This is a genomic window from Nostoc sp. (genome assembly GCF_036917975.1).
Classification (GTDB): Bacteria; Cyanobacteriota; Cyanobacteriia; order Cyanobacteriales; family Nostocaceae; genus Nostoc.
Genome location: NZ_JBALEJ010000009.1, coordinates 60566 through 77674, shown reverse-complemented (window position 1 = coordinate 77674; position 17109 = coordinate 60566). Strand labels below are relative to the sequence as shown.

16 protein-coding genes are annotated in these 17109 nt (G+C 40.9%); 7 read left to right on the top strand and 9 right to left on the bottom strand.

From position 1 onward, the window contains the following. Nucleotides 1-14 precede the first annotated feature (14 nt). On the top strand, nucleotides 15-1247 hold the full coding sequence (locus V7K76_RS02745) for an AAA family ATPase (RefSeq protein ID WP_442936203.1): 1233 nt from the start codon (nucleotides 15-17) through the stop codon (nucleotides 1245-1247). Between the two features lie 53 nt (nucleotides 1248-1300). Continuing rightward, nucleotides 1301-1594, top strand: a complete 294-nt coding sequence (locus V7K76_RS02740) for an antibiotic biosynthesis monooxygenase family protein (RefSeq protein WP_334780605.1) — start codon at nucleotides 1301-1303, stop codon at nucleotides 1592-1594. Between the two features lie 49 nt (nucleotides 1595-1643). On the opposite strand, the gene pcrA is transcribed toward V7K76_RS02740, so the two are convergent. From pcrA to V7K76_RS02725, 3 genes are all read right to left on the bottom strand, one after another. After that, nucleotides 1644-3971: a DNA helicase PcrA gene (gene pcrA, locus V7K76_RS02735; protein ID WP_334780606.1), complete on the bottom strand. Its 2328-nt coding sequence runs from the start codon at nucleotides 3969-3971 to the stop codon at nucleotides 1644-1646. Nucleotides 3972-4074: 103 nt separating this feature from the next. Further along, nucleotides 4075-4425, bottom strand: coding sequence for an acyl carrier protein (locus tag V7K76_RS02730; RefSeq protein WP_334780607.1), 351 nt, complete (start codon nucleotides 4423-4425; stop codon nucleotides 4075-4077). Beyond that, nucleotides 4415-4678, bottom strand: coding sequence for a hypothetical protein (locus tag V7K76_RS02725; RefSeq protein ID WP_334780608.1), 264 nt, complete (start codon nucleotides 4676-4678; stop codon nucleotides 4415-4417). Before V7K76_RS02725 ends, V7K76_RS02730 begins: the two co-directional genes overlap by 11 nt. A gap of 395 nt (nucleotides 4679-5073) precedes the next feature. On the opposite strand from V7K76_RS02725, the gene V7K76_RS02720 reads away from it, so the two are divergent. From V7K76_RS02720 to V7K76_RS02710, 3 genes are read left to right on the top strand one after another with little or no spacing between them, the layout of a single operon-like run. Beyond that, nucleotides 5074-6042 (top strand): sodium-dependent bicarbonate transport family permease, encoded by a 969-nt coding sequence (locus tag V7K76_RS02720; protein WP_334705803.1) that lies wholly within the window; start codon nucleotides 5074-5076, stop codon nucleotides 6040-6042. A 4-nt stretch (nucleotides 6043-6046) separates the two neighbouring features. After that, nucleotides 6047-6358, top strand: a complete 312-nt coding sequence (locus tag V7K76_RS02715; RefSeq protein WP_334780609.1) for a P-II family nitrogen regulator — start codon at nucleotides 6047-6049, stop codon at nucleotides 6356-6358. Nucleotides 6359-6373: 15 nt separating this feature from the next. After that, nucleotides 6374-7087 (top strand): carbonic anhydrase, encoded by a 714-nt coding sequence (locus tag V7K76_RS02710; protein ID WP_334780610.1) that lies wholly within the window; start codon nucleotides 6374-6376, stop codon nucleotides 7085-7087. Nucleotides 7088-7296: 209 nt separating this feature from the next. Here the strand turns inward: V7K76_RS02710 and V7K76_RS02705 are convergent, their stop codons facing one another. Further along, nucleotides 7297-9021 carry a sensor histidine kinase gene (locus V7K76_RS02705; protein WP_334780611.1) on the bottom strand — a complete coding sequence of 575 codons (1725 nt, stop codon included), beginning with the start codon at nucleotides 9019-9021 and terminating at the stop codon, nucleotides 7297-7299. 369 nt (nucleotides 9022-9390) lie between these two features. Next, complete coding sequence (locus tag V7K76_RS02700; RefSeq protein WP_334780612.1) at nucleotides 9391-9540, bottom strand: hypothetical protein; 150 nt, start codon at nucleotides 9538-9540, stop codon at nucleotides 9391-9393. Nucleotides 9541-10146: 606 nt separating this feature from the next. Here V7K76_RS02700 and V7K76_RS02695 point away from each other — a divergent pair. Beyond that, entirely contained in the window at nucleotides 10147-10584 is a 438-nt protein-coding gene (locus V7K76_RS02695; RefSeq protein WP_334780613.1) for a CAAD domain-containing protein, read from the top strand. A gap of 226 nt (nucleotides 10585-10810) precedes the next feature. On the opposite strand, the gene V7K76_RS02690 is transcribed toward V7K76_RS02695, so the two are convergent. Continuing rightward, on the bottom strand, nucleotides 10811-11980 hold the full coding sequence (locus tag V7K76_RS02690) for an S-layer homology domain-containing protein (protein ID WP_334780614.1): 1170 nt from the start codon (nucleotides 11978-11980) through the stop codon (nucleotides 10811-10813). 174 nt (nucleotides 11981-12154) lie between these two features. Beyond that, the gene (locus V7K76_RS02685) at nucleotides 12155-12904 is read right to left on the bottom strand and encodes a Uma2 family endonuclease (RefSeq protein WP_334780615.1); all 750 of its coding nucleotides are present in this window, start codon (nucleotides 12902-12904) and stop codon (nucleotides 12155-12157) included. Nucleotides 12905-13165: 261 nt separating this feature from the next. Between V7K76_RS02685 and V7K76_RS02680 the strand changes: the two genes are divergently transcribed. Beyond that, complete coding sequence (locus tag V7K76_RS02680) at nucleotides 13166-14524, top strand: sensor histidine kinase (RefSeq protein ID WP_334780616.1); 1359 nt, start codon at nucleotides 13166-13168, stop codon at nucleotides 14522-14524. Between the two features lie 206 nt (nucleotides 14525-14730). Here V7K76_RS02680 and V7K76_RS02675 read toward each other — a convergent pair whose 3' ends face one another. Together V7K76_RS02675 and V7K76_RS02670 are read right to left on the bottom strand one after the other, a co-directional pair. Continuing rightward, on the bottom strand, nucleotides 14731-15810 hold the full coding sequence (locus tag V7K76_RS02675) for a sensor histidine kinase (RefSeq protein WP_334951723.1): 1080 nt from the start codon (nucleotides 15808-15810) through the stop codon (nucleotides 14731-14733). A 7-nt stretch (nucleotides 15811-15817) separates the two neighbouring features. Then, the gene (locus tag V7K76_RS02670) at nucleotides 15818-16975 is read right to left on the bottom strand and encodes an FIST signal transduction protein (RefSeq protein ID WP_335029657.1); all 1158 of its coding nucleotides are present in this window, start codon (nucleotides 16973-16975) and stop codon (nucleotides 15818-15820) included. Nucleotides 16976-17109: the final 134 nt, after the last annotated feature.

Here is a 17109-nt window from a genome sequence, read left to right as displayed (position 1 = left end):
TCAAGCGCTTGAAAATGCAATCCTTCCGTGGAATCGGCGATTTGACCCTGGAATTTGATCTAACGGAACCTATTGTGCTTATTGGTATTAACGGTGTAGGTAAGTCCAGTATTCTTGATGCTCTTTCCCTCTTACTTTCGCGTTTTATGGAGTGGATTGGAGGTGTTTCTCTGAAAGATGAAGTAAGAGCATTTAGTGAACTAGATATTTCTAATAAAGACATATTAACAAAACTGAATATTACGATTTTATTAGGTGGAGGAGAAGATAATTGGGAAATATCTAGAAGTCGTAATGGAGTATCTCAAGATTCAATGCATGAAATGATAAGGTCTGCTGCTAATGCAATTTGGCGTCATTGGCAAAATGAGCCTCAATACAATTTACCTCTAGCAGTGTACTATCCCGTCAATCGTGCAGTTCTTGATATTAGTCTAGATATTCCAAATAAAACTCAGTTTAAGCAAATAGATGCTTATGAAAAAGCGCTTACAGGCAGCAGAAATGACTTTGCGGTTTTCTTTCAATGGTTTAGAAACCGAGAAGATTTAGAGAGTGAGTTACTACGAGACAATCGTACTTACCAAGATTCACAGTTAGAAGCAGTTAGACAAGCTATATCTTCATTGATACCTAGTTTCTCAAAGTTACGGGTTCGTCGTTCTCCTTTAAGAATGACTGTAATCAAAAAAGGTGAGGAACTTATAGTTAATCAGCTATCTGATGGAGAAAAATGCTTGCTGGCTATGGTGGGAGATTTAGGAAGACGATTAGCGATCGCTAACCCAGGTTTAACAGAACCACTCGAAGGTGAGGGTGTTGTTTTAATTGATGAAATTGAACTCCACCTACACCCGAAATGGCAACGAGAAATTATTCCGGCGTTGACAAGAACATTCCCCAATTGCCAATTTATTGTCACCACCCATTCGCCTCAAGTAATTAGCCAAGTCAAGCCGGAAGGAATTTATATTCTAGAAAAAACAGACGAAGGTGTTGTTGCTAAAAGACCAGAAAGTTCCTTTGGGAGAGATAGCAATCGTATCTTAGAAGACCTCATGGGTGTTCCAGCACGTCCACAAGAAATTAAATCTCGTTTACATGAGTTATTTAGACTCATTGATGAGGGTAATCTTGTTGGTGCTAGGCAATTATCTCAGGAAATTGCTGATATTATTGGACAAGATGAACCAGAATTAGTAAAAGCAAGTGTATCTATTCGACGCAAAGAGATTTTGAATCGGTGAAATATATCACATTATACTAAATAACATTAGCTTAATACTCACTGTAAAACTATATGATTCTTGAGGCAGTTATTCTTCATGTCAAACCCGGTTTAGAATCCGATTTTGAAGCTACTTTCAAAAAAGCTTCTAAAATTATTTCCTCAATAGACGGATACTTATCACATGAATTGCATAAATGTATAGAAGTCAAAGGTAAATATTTATTACTTGTAAGATGGGAAACTTTAGAATCTCATACTGTCGGATTTAGAAGTTCTGCTGAGTTTCAAGAGTGGAAAAAACTTCTACATCATTTTTATGATCCATCTCCCATTGTTGAACACTTTGAAGAAATTGAAATATGAAAAATTAAGATCCCCGACTTCTTTAAGAAGTCGGGGATCTGCAACTGTATTACTCTACTCGTTGTAACTGCGCTACTCTTGGATCAACAATTTTTTGTCCCAAGCTAGCAAATTTAATTGCTACAGACATTTTACTACCCGTTCCGAAAACATGAGTGATTTCACCAAGCCCAAAGGTTTTATGTAATACTCTATCGCCTACTTGCCAATTCTGGGTTGTGTCTTGTTTTCCATTGGGAGTAGAAGCAGTTTTGGTATAACTTTGACGACTCGCACGTTTTGTAGATATTAATTCTTCTGGTAATTCATCGAGAAATTGCGATCGCATCGCAGGTTCACGAGAACCATACAAACGACGTTCCCGCGCGTGTGATAAAAATAACCTCTCTTGGGCGCGAGTAATCCCCACATAACACAAGCGGCGTTCTTCTTCCAAAGATGCGGGATCACTTAGCGAACGGTAGCCGGGAAATAACCCCTGTTCTAATCCCACTAAAAATACTACGGGAAATTCCAAACCTTTGGAAGCGTGCAAAGTCATTAAAGAAACGGCTGTCTGTCCTTCTTTTAATTTATCATCAGGATTTACGGCTTTGTCACTAAGAAAGTTTTGTAAGGAAATATCTTCGTTTTCTTCTTCTTCTTGAAATTCGATTGCAGCATTGTAAAGTTCCTGAACATTTCTTACCCGTTCTTCATTTTCATCTGTATCTTTGCTTTGCAAATCTTGGATATAACCAGAGTCTTCCAGCACTATATTTACAAGCTCAGGAACGGAAACTGTTGCGATTTGTTCTTGCCAACTTTGAATCATTTTAGCAAAGTTATTTACCGCTTTTGCAGACCTTCCAGCTAATGTATTAACTGAGGTTTCGTCGATGAGAATTTCCCACAGAGTCACCCCTAATTCATTAGAGGCGTTTTCTAACGCATCAATAGTTGCTTTACCAATTCCCCGCCGAGGAGTATTAATAACTCGTAATAAACTGACTGTATCAGATGGGTTGGCGATCGCTCTTAAATATGCAATGACATCTTTAATTTCTTTGCGATCATAAAATTTAATTCCCCCTACAATCGTGTAAGGAATTTGTTTTTCTACTAACAATTGTTCAAAAGGACGAGATTGGGCGTTTGTGCGATAAAGTATAGCAAAACTACCCCAGTTTAACTCTGGATTTTGATTTTCTAAAGTACGAATTTGATTAATCACAAATGCCGCTTCTGCAAGTTCTTCATCGGCTTTATGACAAGTAATCTGCTCACCTGGGCCCCGTGTCGCTTTCAGGATTTTATCAATCCGCTGGGTGTTATTTTCAATCAGTTCATTAGCCGCTTGCAGAATGTTTTCACAAGAACGATAGTTTTCTTCCAGCTTAACCATCGTTCGGGTGTCATCATCTACCAAACCATCGCCAAAGTCTTCCTGAAATCCTAGCAAGATGGTGAAATCTGCCATCCGAAAGCTGTAAATTGATTGGTCTGCATCACCAACAACGAAAACTGAGCGATTTTCCCATTCCCATTCGCTCTTTTTGGTTTCGCCATTAGTAACTAATAAATTAATCAGTTGATACTGAGTGCGGTTAGTATCCTGATATTCATCTACGAGAATATGGCGGAATTTGCGATGCCAGTAACCTAATACCTGCTCGTTTTGTTGAAATAATCTAGTAGGTACAAGAATTAGATCGTCAAAGTCGAGAGCGTTGTTTTGTGCTAACTTATCTTGATATAAATTGTAAACTTGGGCAATTATCCGTCCGCGATAGTTGGGTTGTTCTTGCTCAAATTCTTGGGGTGATAAACCTTGGTTTTTAGCGTTACTAATAGCGTAGCGAACAGACCGAGCGTCAAATTTCTTATCGTCTAAGTTTAGTTGTTTATTAACGATTTCTTTGATCAGAGTCATCACATCTGATTCATCAAAGATAGAGAAATTGCGATTCCACTTGCGTCCTTTTTCGTCTACATATTTTTCAATATCAAAACGGAGAATGCGAGAGAATAGGCTGTGGAAAGTGCCACACCATAAGTCTTTGATAGTATCTTTGTAAACTTGCGATCGCAGTAGCGTTTGTTGGTATTCTGTCAATAAATCCAATCGCTGTCCGTGTTGCTTCATCGCCAGTTGTTCGGCAAACAGCCGTTGAATCCGTTCTTTCATCTCCCGCGCGGCTTTATTGGTAAAAGTAACCGCCAGGATATGTTCTGGATCAACACGGTGTTTCAGAATCAGATTTGCAATACGATAAGTCAGCGCTCGTGTTTTACCGGAACCTGCGCCAGCAACAACTAGCAACGGGCCGCAGTAATGTTCGACAGCTTGACGTTGACTGGGGTTAAGGTGACTGAGAAAGTCAAGGGTTGTTGTCATAGATGTGAAAAAGCGATGTCTAAGGGCGGGCTACGCCTACGCCTGGTGTCACATCAATAAAGAGTTGCTATTGCCCAGGTTACAATATCCTAACGAAACTTGGTCAACAAAGATTAGCAATATTCTTAACCAGAACAGCAGGTATTTTGGCGCTACTAATGCCACGAGGTGATGTAATAGCATCGGCAGGTTCAATTACCTCAGCTAAGGCATCTAGTTGTTCTCCAAGATAATCAGAATTTTGCAAGATTTCTGGATTGACAAAATCATGTCTGAGCAGAGCATAAACACAAACCCTACCATCTGGGGATTGCCGATATCGCAAAGACGGGTTGTAGCCCATATCTTCCAATAACTTCAGGGTTTGTGCAAGAGTCATATTTTGCACAGCAGTCAGTTCTACTGCTAAAAATACTTCTCCAGGTTTCGGAATGACTGGAAGCTCAAGTGTCATAAATCTCTCCCTCAAATTGGCATTCGTAACGTTTTCCTTTACCTACTTTCTTGGGTTGACCAATTAACTTCACGAGTGCTTTCCCTTCCACAGTCGCTTCTTGTGCTTTTATTTGACATTTTTGCATAGCTTCTACTTCAGTGTCAGCCCAAACATAATCAGTCCAGATTTCCTTTGGTTTTTCCGGGTCTTCCAGCATTTTATCAGTTTCAACTGTTCTAGCTCCGTTTTGCACTCGGCTGCTCCGGCTCATGTCCCGACAATACGTTAACTTTTCTACGTAGAAAAGTTAGCCGCTAGTTATTCCTGCGCGTTGTGTCGTAAAATCAGCGACGGGGAATCAAACATCAAAACATGGTGGGCAAACTCTCACTTGTTCAGTTGTCAACAGAGCTTACAGCTATTTTCAGTTAATTGAACCACAGATTTTCGTAGGGATACGTCAATGTTACCTAGCCCGTGGTTTATTTGCTTGAAAAACGCTGTAATACCTAACTGAGAGTATAGTCACCAATCGGACTATTCACTCCTTGAGTAACCAATTGACATTAGGTAACAATACACGATACATCATCATTGAACCGTTAAATTTTTAAAGATGAAAAATTTCTTTAATTGCAGGTTTTACCAGTATAAAGAGGGGTGGATATGGATTTTAGCTTAATTGTATCCAACATTTTGAATCCGCCAATTCTGTTTTTCTTTTTAGGCATGACTGCTGTTTTTGTCAAGTCTGATTTGGAAATTCCCCCACCAGTACCCAAACTCCTTTCGTTGTATTTGCTGTTTGCAATTGGTTTTAAAGGAGGGGTAGAACTAATCAAAAGCGGGCTGAATCAGGAAGTGATTCTAACACTCCTGGCAGCAATGTTGATGGCTTGTTTTGTGCCAATTTACACCTTTTTTATTCTGAAGTGGAAACTGGATACTTACGATGCTGCGGCGATCGCAGCAACCTACGGTTCTATCAGTGCCGTCACTTTCATCACTGCCGGCGCTTTTCTCACTGAGCTTGGTATTCAGTATGATGGTTACATGGTAGCAGCTCTTGCCCTGATGGAATCTCCGGCGATCATTGTTGGTCTGATTTTGGTAAGTATATTCACCGCCGATGAAAAGCGAGAGTTTGCTTGGTCGGAAGTTTTGCAAGAAGCATTTCTTAATAGTTCAGTTTTTCTACTAGTTGGTAGCCTCTTAATCGGTGTCTTGACAGGAGAACGTGGTTGGCACGTATTAGAACCCTTTGCTCAAGGGTTGTTTTATGGCATTCTCACCTTCTTTTTACTAGATATGGGACTGGTAGCTGCGAGAAGAATTAAAGACTTGCAAAAAACCGGAGTTTTCCTGATTTTATTTGCCATACTAATTCCAATACTCAATGCAGGCATTGGGTTAGCGATCGCCAAATTCATCGGTATGCCTCCGGGAAATTCGCTGTTATTCGCTGTATTGTGTGCCAGCGCTTCTTACATTGCTGTGCCTGCGGCGATGCGGATGACTGTTCCCGAAGCAAATCCCAGCCTATATGTTTCTACCGCTCTAGCAGTCACATTTCCGTTCAATATTATTGTGGGAATTCCGCTATATCTATACGGAATTAACCTATTCTGGAGGTAATAATATGCACGTAGTTAAAAAGATAGAAATTATCGCCAACTCCTTTGAACTTGCCAAAATTTTAGATAGTTTAGACAAGTCCGGTGTACATAGCCATGCCGTCATTAGAAATGTTGTTGGTAAAGGATTACGAGGAACGACAGAAGATTTAGACATGACCATGCTTGATAATGTTTACATCCTCGCATTTTGTATGCCAGAAGAACTCAAGCGTGTTGTCGAAAATATCAGACCACTCCTGAATAAATTCGGAGGTACTTGTTACGTTTCCGATGTCATGGAAATTCGCTCTGTCAGATGTGTAGCGTCGATGTAAGAGAGTTATAAATCAATGAAGCATTTCATAGAACGTCGTGACTTTTTGAAGTTAGGAATGACCGGAGCCTTTGGAATGATGCTAACTGCCAGCGATTTACTCTGGCGGGTAGAACAGGCGAAAGCTGCCGAAATTCCCTCAACTTCCCCTGAATCCCTCAGTCCCGATGCAGCCTTACAAAAGCTGATTGAGGGAAATCAGCGATTTATTGATCATCATCCCCAATACCCCGATCAATCTGCGCTGCGGTTGCAGGAAGTTGCTCAAGCTCAACATCCATTTGCAACTATTCTCAGTTGTGCGGATTCACGAGTACCCGCAGAAATTGTTTTTGATCAAGGTATTGGGGACATTTTTGATGTGCGGATTGCCGGAAATATTGCCACACATGAAGCGATCGGCAGTATTGAATATGCGGTTGTCTTATTAGGCTCTCCGTTGCTGATGGTAATGGGGCATGAGCGTTGTGGGGCTGTTACCGCCGCTGTAAAAAAGGAATCATTACCTGGTGATATTAGTACTTTTGTTCAGGCAATTAAGCCAGCTCTGAAAAAGGTCAAGAATCAGCCAGGTGATGCGGTTGAAAATGCTGTGGTGGCAAATGTGCAATATCAAATTGAACGGTTGAAGCGATCGCAACTTTTAACTGAGCAGGTAAAGTCCGGCAAATTGAAAATTGTCGGCGGTCGTTACGATTTAGATACAGGGAGAGTAACTATTATTACTTAATTCGGTGGAGGATTGCTAGATGAGGGAGAGTGAGAATTTTAGATTTTAGATTTTGGATTTTAGATTGAAATTTAATCCAACGTGAGTTCGATGAACCTCTCCGTTTCGGAGAGGGAGGAGCAATGAAAAAGTCAAATAAAACTTGTCGAACTCACGTTAATCCAAAATCGTCAATCCAAAATCCAAAATTGAATTGCCCCATACCCAATTCAATCCTGCACAGTCATTGGCAGACGAATAGTAAAAGTAGAGCCAACTCCTGGTTGACTTTTGACAATAATTTCACCACCCATCATCTGGCAAAAGTAGCGGCTAATTGCTAACCCCAGTCCCGTACCTCCATACTTTTTCGTAGTCGAGGGATCACCTTGGGTAAAAGGTTGAAATAACTGCTGCTGTTGACGGTGAGACATACCTATACCTGTGTCGGTCACGGTAAAAGTAATCATACCCAAAGGAGCATCCAATCGTACTTCATCCTTTTCTCTGTTGACTGTCAGCGTCACCTTGCCGTTTGTAGTGAATTTACTGGCGTTGCTGAGTAAGTTTAACAATACCTGCCGCATTCTAGTTTGATCGGCGTACATGGTGCCAAGTTGCTCGTCAAAATTTACTTCTAAAACATTGGCATTTTTTTCGATAGCTGGTTTGACTGTGAGGACAACATTATGAATCAGCGTTGCAATCTCGAATGTCTCTGGATAGAGGGTCATTTTCCCCGCTTCAATTTTTGACAAGTCGAGAATGTCGTTAATCAGGTGCAGTAGATGCTTACCAGCAGCGTTAATTGTTTCTAAGTCTGTGATAAAGTCTGCCGATAAACCAAGATCGGTAGCGTCGTCTTCTAGAAGTTGGCTTAAACCAATGACAGCATTTAATGGTGTGCGTAATTCGTGGCTGACATTGGCTAAAAATACGCTTTTTGCCTTGCTAGCAGCTTCGGCTAGTTCTTTAGCTTGTTGTAGCTCTTTTGTTCGCTCAGATACTCGCTCAATCAAACGATTTAGAGATTTTGCGAGTAGCCCAATTTCATCTTCAGTGGTAACGGGCGCTCGTAAATCGAAATTATGTTTCCTGGCAACTTGTTCAGCTACTTGGGTTACAGTGATGACTGGTTCTGCGATCGCTCGACTGGTACGCCAAGCGACAATGGCTGCGATCGCTACCGAAACCAGCATACTCAAGATCACGATGAATCGCTCAACTATTCTCGCTTGCTCAACGGCTTTTTGCCTTTCTTGCTCTTGATCTTCAGCAGTTTGCAGGATGTTAGTTAAGTTTTGCGAAAGCTGCTCTAGCCGCATGGCTGTTTCACCACGCATAATTGACAATAACTGCGATCGCGCAGAGTCAATCTGCTGAGACTGAACTTTTTTGGAGTCGATTTTCTGTAATACTACTTCTATTTGGTCAACGTAGGCTTTTAAATTATTCTTATAATCTAGCAATAACGTCTGTAAAGTCGAACTTGTTGCTGCTAGTCTTTTAGGCTTACTATCGATAAATCCGCCAATTTTTGACTCTAGTTGCTGGGCTTTTTCAACATTCTTCAGAAAATCAGCTTTTTTGCTTTGCAGTTGTTGCGAATTTTCTAATACAGCGACTAGGTTAGAACTATGTAACTGTGCCCCGACTACTGCATCTTTATAATTACTCAGTAATTGTCCTTGTTCATAAGCTTGATTGAATTGTCTAACTTCCCTTCCCCGGTAGTAATTAGCAATCACTAACCCAGTCAGTGAGCCAAAAAAGCCAATTCCGATCGCTACAAAGTACCCATAGCCAATTTTTTGATGGATGCGCCAAGAACTAGCTTTGAGTTTCCCTCGTGAGGGAAATTCTATAGTTGGGAGTTCGTCTGTCGATTGCTCTTCGGCTGACACTTTTTTGCTTTCTGAACTGCCGTCAATAGGGGTTGGCTTTTGAGTTGGCATGTCTCAAACCTCCTTGCCTTCCCACAAAAATAATCAAATTAGCCTAGCTGGTGCAAACACTTCAATTAGTCATTAACATCTACATTATCTTCTTTTATCGCAATAGAAAATCATTGCTTACTAGATAATTAGCATAACCTTATGCTGTACGAGTATTTTTTGCAGCTTCTTTACTAAGTAAAATTGCTATGACAAACAGAATTTAATTTTGTCAGGAGCAACGATATCGTTTTCTGCACTAAAGACCTGTCTGAGAGTGTGTTCTCCTTACCATACTACTTTCCTCAATATGCTGGTTGATAGCAATGAGTTTTTGCCATCACCTACGCCATTACTCTACCTTACTGCTTCCTTATAAAATTAATACAATCAGGAAAAAAACAAAAGTTTGATAATTGTTGGGCATTGGGCATTGGACGTTAAACCTCGTCTACCTTGAGAACCATAGTTTTGTAGGTTGGGTGCAGCGATCGCGTAACCCAACATAAAATTTGGTGGTAATGTTGGGTTGCGTTTCACTCCACCCAACCTACATAAATATATCTTTTAAAAAACTCTAGGTTTCAAGATAGATGAGGTTTAGTTATTTCTTGCCTCCTCCTATGCTTTTCTACCCAGGCACGCATATCATAAAATAGTTCAAATGTCTAGTCTATATGAATACATAAAAACTTTTATTACGTATTAATATCAATACGAATGGGTTAATTGACGAATGCGGCTTAAGATAGCTTTAATATCAGATAAAATCGGCTTCTAGGCTTATACAAATGAGAGGTGGACTTATTTTTGCATGATTTGTACTTAGATTTAGTACGATTATGAGCAAATGACACGGAATGGGATAATCACAACTTGAGGATTCCAGTTGATTCCAAAAAATAGAACTCAGGAAGTTGATTGTAATACATCCTACTGCCTTCTAAGTTCTATCCTCCTACTGACTATCTACCTTGTAGTTGATGCAGTAGATATTAAGGGGCAATTATGGTTATAGGACACTAAAACCCTTTTGTGCCCTTCACCGAATTGTACTGATGCACTTGTGCATTACCTAATCAACACCCTTTTGGTTGTAATTATCCAGATTAGAAAAACTCAACTGTCAAATTAATAGGAGTGAAAATGCCAGAACAAGAATTTACCGAAACCGCATCCAAAGACACTACAGTGGCAGAGATCAACACCCAAACGGGAACTATCACCAAACTTCAGCCTCCCGCACAGTCTCAAGACGAATGGCTAAAATACGGGGAGCAAATTTCTACCTTTTTAGCAACATTGCCAGAATATGTGGGAGGCTTCTTTAATCAATATAAGCAACCCCTGGTAACAGTTGGTTTAATTGTGGGATCAATTGTTGCCGTTAAAGTTCTCTTAGCAGTATTAGATGCTTTGAATGATATTCCTTTGGTAGCACCTACTTTCGAGTTGATTGGTATTGGTTACTCTGCCTGGTTTGTTTACCGCTATTTACTCAAAGCTTCAACCAGGAAAGAGTTAACTAGTGAAATCACCACTCTTAAATCACAAGTTGTCGGTAAACAAATTCCAGAAGCTTAATATCTAATTATCGCTTCTCTATGAGACTCCACGCGTAGCTTACTTTTGTGTAAGAGTACGCCCTAATTCCAAATTAGCGAAGCCTGAATGCCGATTTACGGCATTCAGGCTTCTCTTAAAATGCCCCACTCAGTTTATTAACAATTCGTATAGAACTCGCTCCTTCTTCCCTTGCTTTAATTACGAATTACGTAGCTTGCTTCTCGCCGGAGGCGATTATTACGAATTATTGTTGAGACGAGCCTCCAGTGGGCAATTTACTCTTTGGGTTCGCTTTTGGGGTCTGGGAAAGTTCTGGAGATATTTTGGGCGATGCCTGGGTTGGGCTAGACCTACGCACTATATTCGGAGATGTAATTGCCTCCAATTTGCCCCGTTTTACTAAAGCTTGATGAATCATCGCCGCCACTTCTGCCCGACTAGCTACTTTGTTGGGATCGAGGATTTGGGGATTTGGATAGTTAACTACCAGACCATTGGTTGTAGCGGTGGCTATTTTAGCTATAGCATAAGGTGGAATATCTTTAGCATCTTTATACACACTGATAATCTGATTCGGGGAAGTGGGGGCTTTCAAATTTAACCCACTAACAAGGGCAACTAAAACTTGTACTCGTGAAATATTTTGTTGTGGTTTGAAGGTTTTCTTCGGGTAGCCTTTGAGAAATCCGGCGCTGATGGCTTGGTCAATTGCTGGAGTTGCCCAGAATTTTGTTGGTACATCTTTAAATGCGATCGCAGTCTTAGACGGTTCTTGGTCAAAGGCTTTTTCTAGTATGGCAGCAAATTCAGCGCGGTTTACAGGCTGATTTGGTCTAAAAGAATAATCAGGAAACCCTTTGAGAATTCCACGGGCAGAAAGAACGTCTATAAAACGCCGACTCCAAAAGTTATCGGGCACATCGTTAAATGCAATTGGCGGCGGAATGATTGATTTTGGTTTTGCTGGAGTGACTAAAGGCAAAGCTGATGATTTAATTGATGACTCAATTCCTGTTGAAGGAGATACAGGTGTCTGTGCTTGTGAAGATGGAGTCGGGATTACCAGAACAGATGGTAATGCTGTGCCCCAAGGAGTTGTGCTGTTCTTTGGAAATGAAGGTGTGGTGGGTTCAACAACAGCCTCCGGTGGAGAATAGGGAACGTTGCGGGGGACTACATAAGGTTCTACTTTGGCAGTAGGAGAGGGCAATACTTGATTTGGTTGAATACTAGAAGATGGTGTGCCAGAAGGCAAGAGTAGCCCGTTTAAGTTCCAGCTAGAATCTCTGCGGGACAATGACCAAAAAAGAATCGCTCCGATAGTGGTGAAGGCAATCAAAATGGCTATAAATTCATCAAAGCCAAGGGCAGTTTTTTGAGATGACTCCGGTTCGGAAGGAGGTCTATTTGTCATCGTAATTACCCTGGTAGCAGTAAAATTTGTGTCTAAACAAATTAAGCCACAGATGACTCTTTTACACCAGCCCTTTTTTAATTCGTAATTCGCGATCAGGGCGGGCAAGATGCCCACCCCACAATCATATTGGAAAAATATTAGTGCAAATTAGAGGCGCAACGGCTTAGTATATCAGGTTTCTGGTTCAATGCCGAGCGATCGCAATTGGGCAGCTAGGCGATCGGCTCTTTGGCGTTCCTGTTCTGCTCTTTGGGATTCCTGTTCGGCTCTTTCATCGCCACTCAACAACAAATTGCCTTCTAAATCCCACCAACGCAGCCAGGGTAATTCCACATTCTGATAAACTCCTAGCCATAAACCTAATTCAACACCCAAAGCAACTATAGGATAATGTCCTCGTTCATTTGCTGATAATATCTGATACCGTCCTTCAATCAGATGATAAACTTCTAGGTTGGCTTTACTCGCTTCATAAATGCCGTAGAAGGGAGGACGAATGACTTGCTCATAAATCCAAAATTTACCCTTCAAAGGAGTTTGATCCCGTTCTTCACTACCGTCCCCAGAGACAAATTCTAAAACAATCAACGGGGCAATAAACTCTCGCCACAACACATAAGAACGTCGCGTTTGCCCATTGAGCAAAAATGGTACATTCGGTACATAAAACCAATCTGGTGCTTCTGCGCCTTTTTCCGGGGGATCAGTCAAGCGCCAGTAAATACCTAAGTCTTGCCCTATACAGTATTCATCTTCAGGATTTAATTGCTTAAGGATGGGTGTAATTGAGTCAGTTAGTAGGATGCTTTGGGGATGCTCTTGCCAATTTTTCACAAAAGTACCATCGGACTCAGGAAGTTGAGTATGATCCGGGAAGGGAAAAGGAGTGAGAGCGTTGGGTGGATTGGTTACAGAGGTCATAACGCTACCTTTGCACTCTTCGTAAAGATTATTTTTAGTTTAGCTTGCGTAGGCGTAGCCCGTCGTAGACATCGCTTTCTAAATATTCTCCACCCAGATTATAAATCGCACGCCAATTACTTCTAATCGCTTGAGAACGATTTTCAGCTTGACAAACAACTTGTATTGTTAGATACGTAAACTGAAACCGGATTTTGCGGGTGGCAGAATGTAAAATATTAACTTATTGTTTACCTGTCTGTTAAAAAATTAGGGTGTCTAGTGCCAGAAGAATTCAGTCGCCAAATTTCACCGCCATTTTTGTCTCTTGGTAGCGATCGCGATCTTGATTTAGATTCAAGCCTCCAAGAGCTACCAATGTATAACTTCTCGGTGGAAATCAGCCACACTGGTATAGAAGTGGCTAGTTTTTTGGAAAAATATCCCTTGCTACCAGGAATAATTTTGGTAGAACAGGGAGAGTTCATTGGGATGATTTCGCGGCGGCGATTGCTCGAATTTTTGATTCGCCCATTCGGACAAGAGTTATTTGTTCAGCAATCATTAGCTGTTCTCTACAGCTATGCGCGGACACCGATTTTGCTAGTTGCTGATACAACATCCATTTTAACAACAATGCAACTTAGCTTAAAGCGATCGCCAGAATTATTAGCAGAACCAATTGTAGTCCAAACGCAATCTGGTGCTTATAGATTGTTAGATGTCCAAGAATTAAATATTATTTCTTGGCAAATTCGGGGAATTGACAATCTGATTCGGTATGAACGCAGTCAAGCCCAAATGATTCAAAATGATAAAATGGCCAATTTGGGGCGTTTGGTAGACGGCGTAGCCCACGAAATTTTAGACCCAGTGGGTTTTATTTGGGGTAACATAATTTATGTTTCAAACTACAGTCAAGATTTACTCAAACTCATAGCAGCTTACAATCGAGAGTTACCATCAGTTTCTCCGGCAATTGATCAGATTAAAGAAGAGATTGAGTTTGATTTTTTAGAGCAAGATTTGTCGCGATCGCTTGCTAGTATTCGCACAGGAGCGGAAAGATTAAAAAAGCTCGTTACTAGCTTGCAAAACTTCTGTCATATAGATGAACTTTTCCCCAAGCCAGTAGACTTACATGCCTGTATAGATAGTATAATATTATTAATTAATAGTCGTCTTCAAGGAGAAATTGAAATCGTCAAATACTACGGTCAATTGCCCCCAGTCTATTGCTTTATGGGGCAGTTAAACCAGGTTTTGATGAATATTTTAAGCGAAGTTGTTGATACTTTACTCAATGAAGCAGTGCGACAGCAGTTAAATTTAGAAGAGACAAAGACTGTCCAAAAACCTCGAATTGAGATTACCACAGAAGTGATATCACAAGAAGCAAGTAATCCAGATGCACCAGATTCTCGCTGGATTTTAATTCGTATTGCAGACAATGGTTCTGGAATGTCTGAAGAATTACAACAGCAAATTACAGAGTCTTTTTCTCTTGATACAAAGAATGGTAAAAATACTAGTTTAGCAGTAAGTTATCGAATTATCACTGTGAGACATGGCGGTAAACTGAATTTTCATTCACAGATTGGTATAGGTACAAAATTTGAAATTTTATTGCCTTTAGTTTGATTGATTACGAATTAATAATTACGAATTACGTTAGGGAATTCCAAGAAATATAAATTATCCAATATTGTGGGGTGGGCAACATGAGCGCCCAGTCCATAGGGCGGGCGAGACGCCCACCCCACAAGAGTTAATTGGATATTTTTTTATTTGTCAGTCCCTTAGCGGAACAGGGCGTAGCCCATTACGAATTACGAATTAAAGTTGTGTTAGATTACTGGGCAACCTTCCTGCTGGATAGGAATTTGAATCACAAACTCCGTTCCTTTTCCAGGTATCGAAAAAAATTCTAACTTACCGCGATGTTTTTCGGTGATGATTTGATAGCTGATAGCCATGCCCATTCCTGTCCCCTTTCCAACAGGTTTGGTTGTGAAGAAGGGGTTGAAAATCTGTTTTTGAATCGATTCAGGAATTCCAGAGCCATTGTCTGCGATCGCAATTTTTACCCATTGCAAATCAACGACAGAGGTACGAATCATGATGCGACTGGGATTATCCCGGATTTCTTGATAAGTTCGTTTGGTATTGAATTCTTCGAGGGCATCGAGCGCATTTACTAGAATATTCATAAACACTTGGTTTAGCTGTCCAGCGTAGCACTCTACATGACATAAATTGCCGTATTCTCTGATAATTTGAACCCCTGGGCTTTTATCAGTGGCTTTCAGGCGATGCTGCAAAATCATCAAAGTATTATCGATGCCTTCATGAATATCCACCGCTTTGCACTCAGTCTCATCTAGGCGCGAGAAGTTACGCAGTGACAGCACAATCTCTCGAATCCGCTCCGTCCCGATATTCATTGAGTGCAATACCATAATTGCGTCTTTTTCTAGAAACTCTAAATCGATGGTTTTGCGTTCGGTCTGAATTTCAGCAGGTGGGTTGGGGACGTAACGGTGATAAAGTTGGACAAGTCGCAATAAGTCATGGGTGTATTGGCTGATATAGCTGAGATTTCCATAAATAAAGCTAACCGGATTGTTGATTTCATGAGCAATCCCAGCCACCATTTGACCAAGGGCAGACATCTTTTCGCTTTGAATTATTTGAGCCTGCATTTTATGCAAACTATCTAAGGTATTTTCTAACTCTTGGCCTCTTTGCTGCAAGTTTCTTTGAGAGTCTTCTAACTCACAAATGACTTTCTTAAGTAAAAACTCTTTTGTTTCAATGTCAATTTCTAGCTGGCGGCGTTCATTTTCGCTGCGTTCCAGCTTTTTCCGCAAGATGCGGTTTGTTTTTTCCAACTCTTGGATTTGTATGGAATTGTCTTGGTTATCCATACACTACTCATTTTGTCCCTACTAACAGTGTTACAAACGTTTTGTTATGAATTTGGGTTTGACCTCCACCCACTAAAGGAGCAATTTCACCATAAGCATAAAAACCACAACAAGGTAATGCCTTTGGTAAATGAGTTCTGACAAGCTGATATTCAAGTCTTGTCATAGTTCCCAGAATTCGCCGACGGGCTGCACAGGAAATAAGTAATGCTGCTGTTGGTTCCACACCAGGATAATCGGCAAGAGCATTCTTCAAAGATGTTTCAGATGCGGACAGAATATTGTCACGAGTCGCATCAGTGATTTGCACAACTGCCTGTTCAGGAATATCTAAGAAGAACTTCATGCTACCAGACTGTTGATCGTAGCCATTGGGTGCCCGTAAATAGAAATGATTTTGATCCTCAAAAACTGCCAGAGCATAGATGGCATAATTGGATGCAAATCTTTCTTCACCGAGATAATGCCGATAGAAATCTAATGCACGCTGCCCATCAATTTCATAGACGACGTTGCCATCCACTTTCGTTACACGGCTACGTTGACTAATGGGAGTCCAACCACAGGCAACTCCGTGAGAAAATAGTAGTTTTCCAGAGAATAGCAGCACTGGAACTGAATCACTCAATACTTCACCTTGGAAGAATTGGTAGGTTTTGTCAAAGGTATAGTCATCGGCAGTCATTCCGCCAATGATGGGAATATGTTCTCCCAGGCTTTGTTTTAAAGCTTCTAAAATTAAAACCCCATTGCTGGTTAGACTATCGGGGAAGGTAAGGCACAATTGGGGTACAGATGCACTCTTTGCGTTAGCTTGGGCGATCGCTTCTTGGGCTGCAAGGGCTGGATTTTTGGATACTCCTCGGCCAATACCTGAGTGAATTTCCACTTCATCGCTAGCAAACAGCATTAAGGTCAGAGAATCTTGCTGAAACTCCAGAATTGAAGAGATTTCTCCATTTGTCGTTCCACCAATCAACTCAATTCCGGGAAAAGCATCTTGGATGCGTTGCAAAATTAACGCATGGTCAAAATCTATAGCAGTGAATAAAATTCCAGCTTGGGGAAGCGAACCAGCAAGAGAACGGCTACATTCTTGAATAACTTCAGCGATCGCATTTTGAGAATCAGGATCGTCGCTATGGCCAACAACAACTCGAAACACAACTACCTCATTGTAAGTTTAAAGACCAGATAGCTGATCCAATTTGGATCTCAGCACCCAGCAACCTACACTTAGATTTCCCACTTACTTGCACTAAATCTCAATTCACCTGACTTTTTATCTCCCCAGTCCCC

Excerpts from the sequence above, each read along its gene's own strand:
- V7K76_RS02745 (WP_442936203.1), top strand. The coding sequence starts at position 15 with ATGCAATCCTTCCGTGGAATCGGCGATTTGACCCTGGAATTTGATCTA.
- V7K76_RS02740 (WP_334780605.1), top strand. The coding sequence starts at position 1,301 with ATGATTCTTGAGGCAGTTATTCTTCATGTCAAACCCGGTTTAGAATCC.
- pcrA (WP_334780606.1), bottom strand. The coding sequence starts at position 3,971 with ATGACAACAACCCTTGACTTTCTCAGTCACCTTAACCCCAGTCAACGT.
- V7K76_RS02730 (WP_334780607.1), bottom strand. The coding sequence starts at position 4,425 with ATGACACTTGAGCTTCCAGTCATTCCGAAACCTGGAGAAGTATTTTTA.
- V7K76_RS02725 (WP_334780608.1), bottom strand. The coding sequence starts at position 4,678 with ATGAGCCGGAGCAGCCGAGTGCAAAACGGAGCTAGAACAGTTGAAACT.
- V7K76_RS02720 (WP_334705803.1), top strand. The coding sequence starts at position 5,074 with ATGGATTTTAGCTTAATTGTATCCAACATTTTGAATCCGCCAATTCTG.
- V7K76_RS02715 (WP_334780609.1), top strand. The coding sequence starts at position 6,047 with ATGCACGTAGTTAAAAAGATAGAAATTATCGCCAACTCCTTTGAACTT.
- V7K76_RS02710 (WP_334780610.1), top strand. The coding sequence starts at position 6,374 with ATGAAGCATTTCATAGAACGTCGTGACTTTTTGAAGTTAGGAATGACC.
- V7K76_RS02705 (WP_334780611.1), bottom strand. The coding sequence starts at position 9,021 with ATGCCAACTCAAAAGCCAACCCCTATTGACGGCAGTTCAGAAAGCAAA.
- V7K76_RS02695 (WP_334780613.1), top strand. The coding sequence starts at position 10,147 with ATGCCAGAACAAGAATTTACCGAAACCGCATCCAAAGACACTACAGTG.
- V7K76_RS02690 (WP_334780614.1), bottom strand. The coding sequence starts at position 11,980 with ATGACAAATAGACCTCCTTCCGAACCGGAGTCATCTCAAAAAACTGCC.
- V7K76_RS02685 (WP_334780615.1), bottom strand. The coding sequence starts at position 12,904 with ATGACCTCTGTAACCAATCCACCCAACGCTCTCACTCCTTTTCCCTTC.
- V7K76_RS02675 (WP_334951723.1), bottom strand. The coding sequence starts at position 15,810 with ATGGATAACCAAGACAATTCCATACAAATCCAAGAGTTGGAAAAAACA.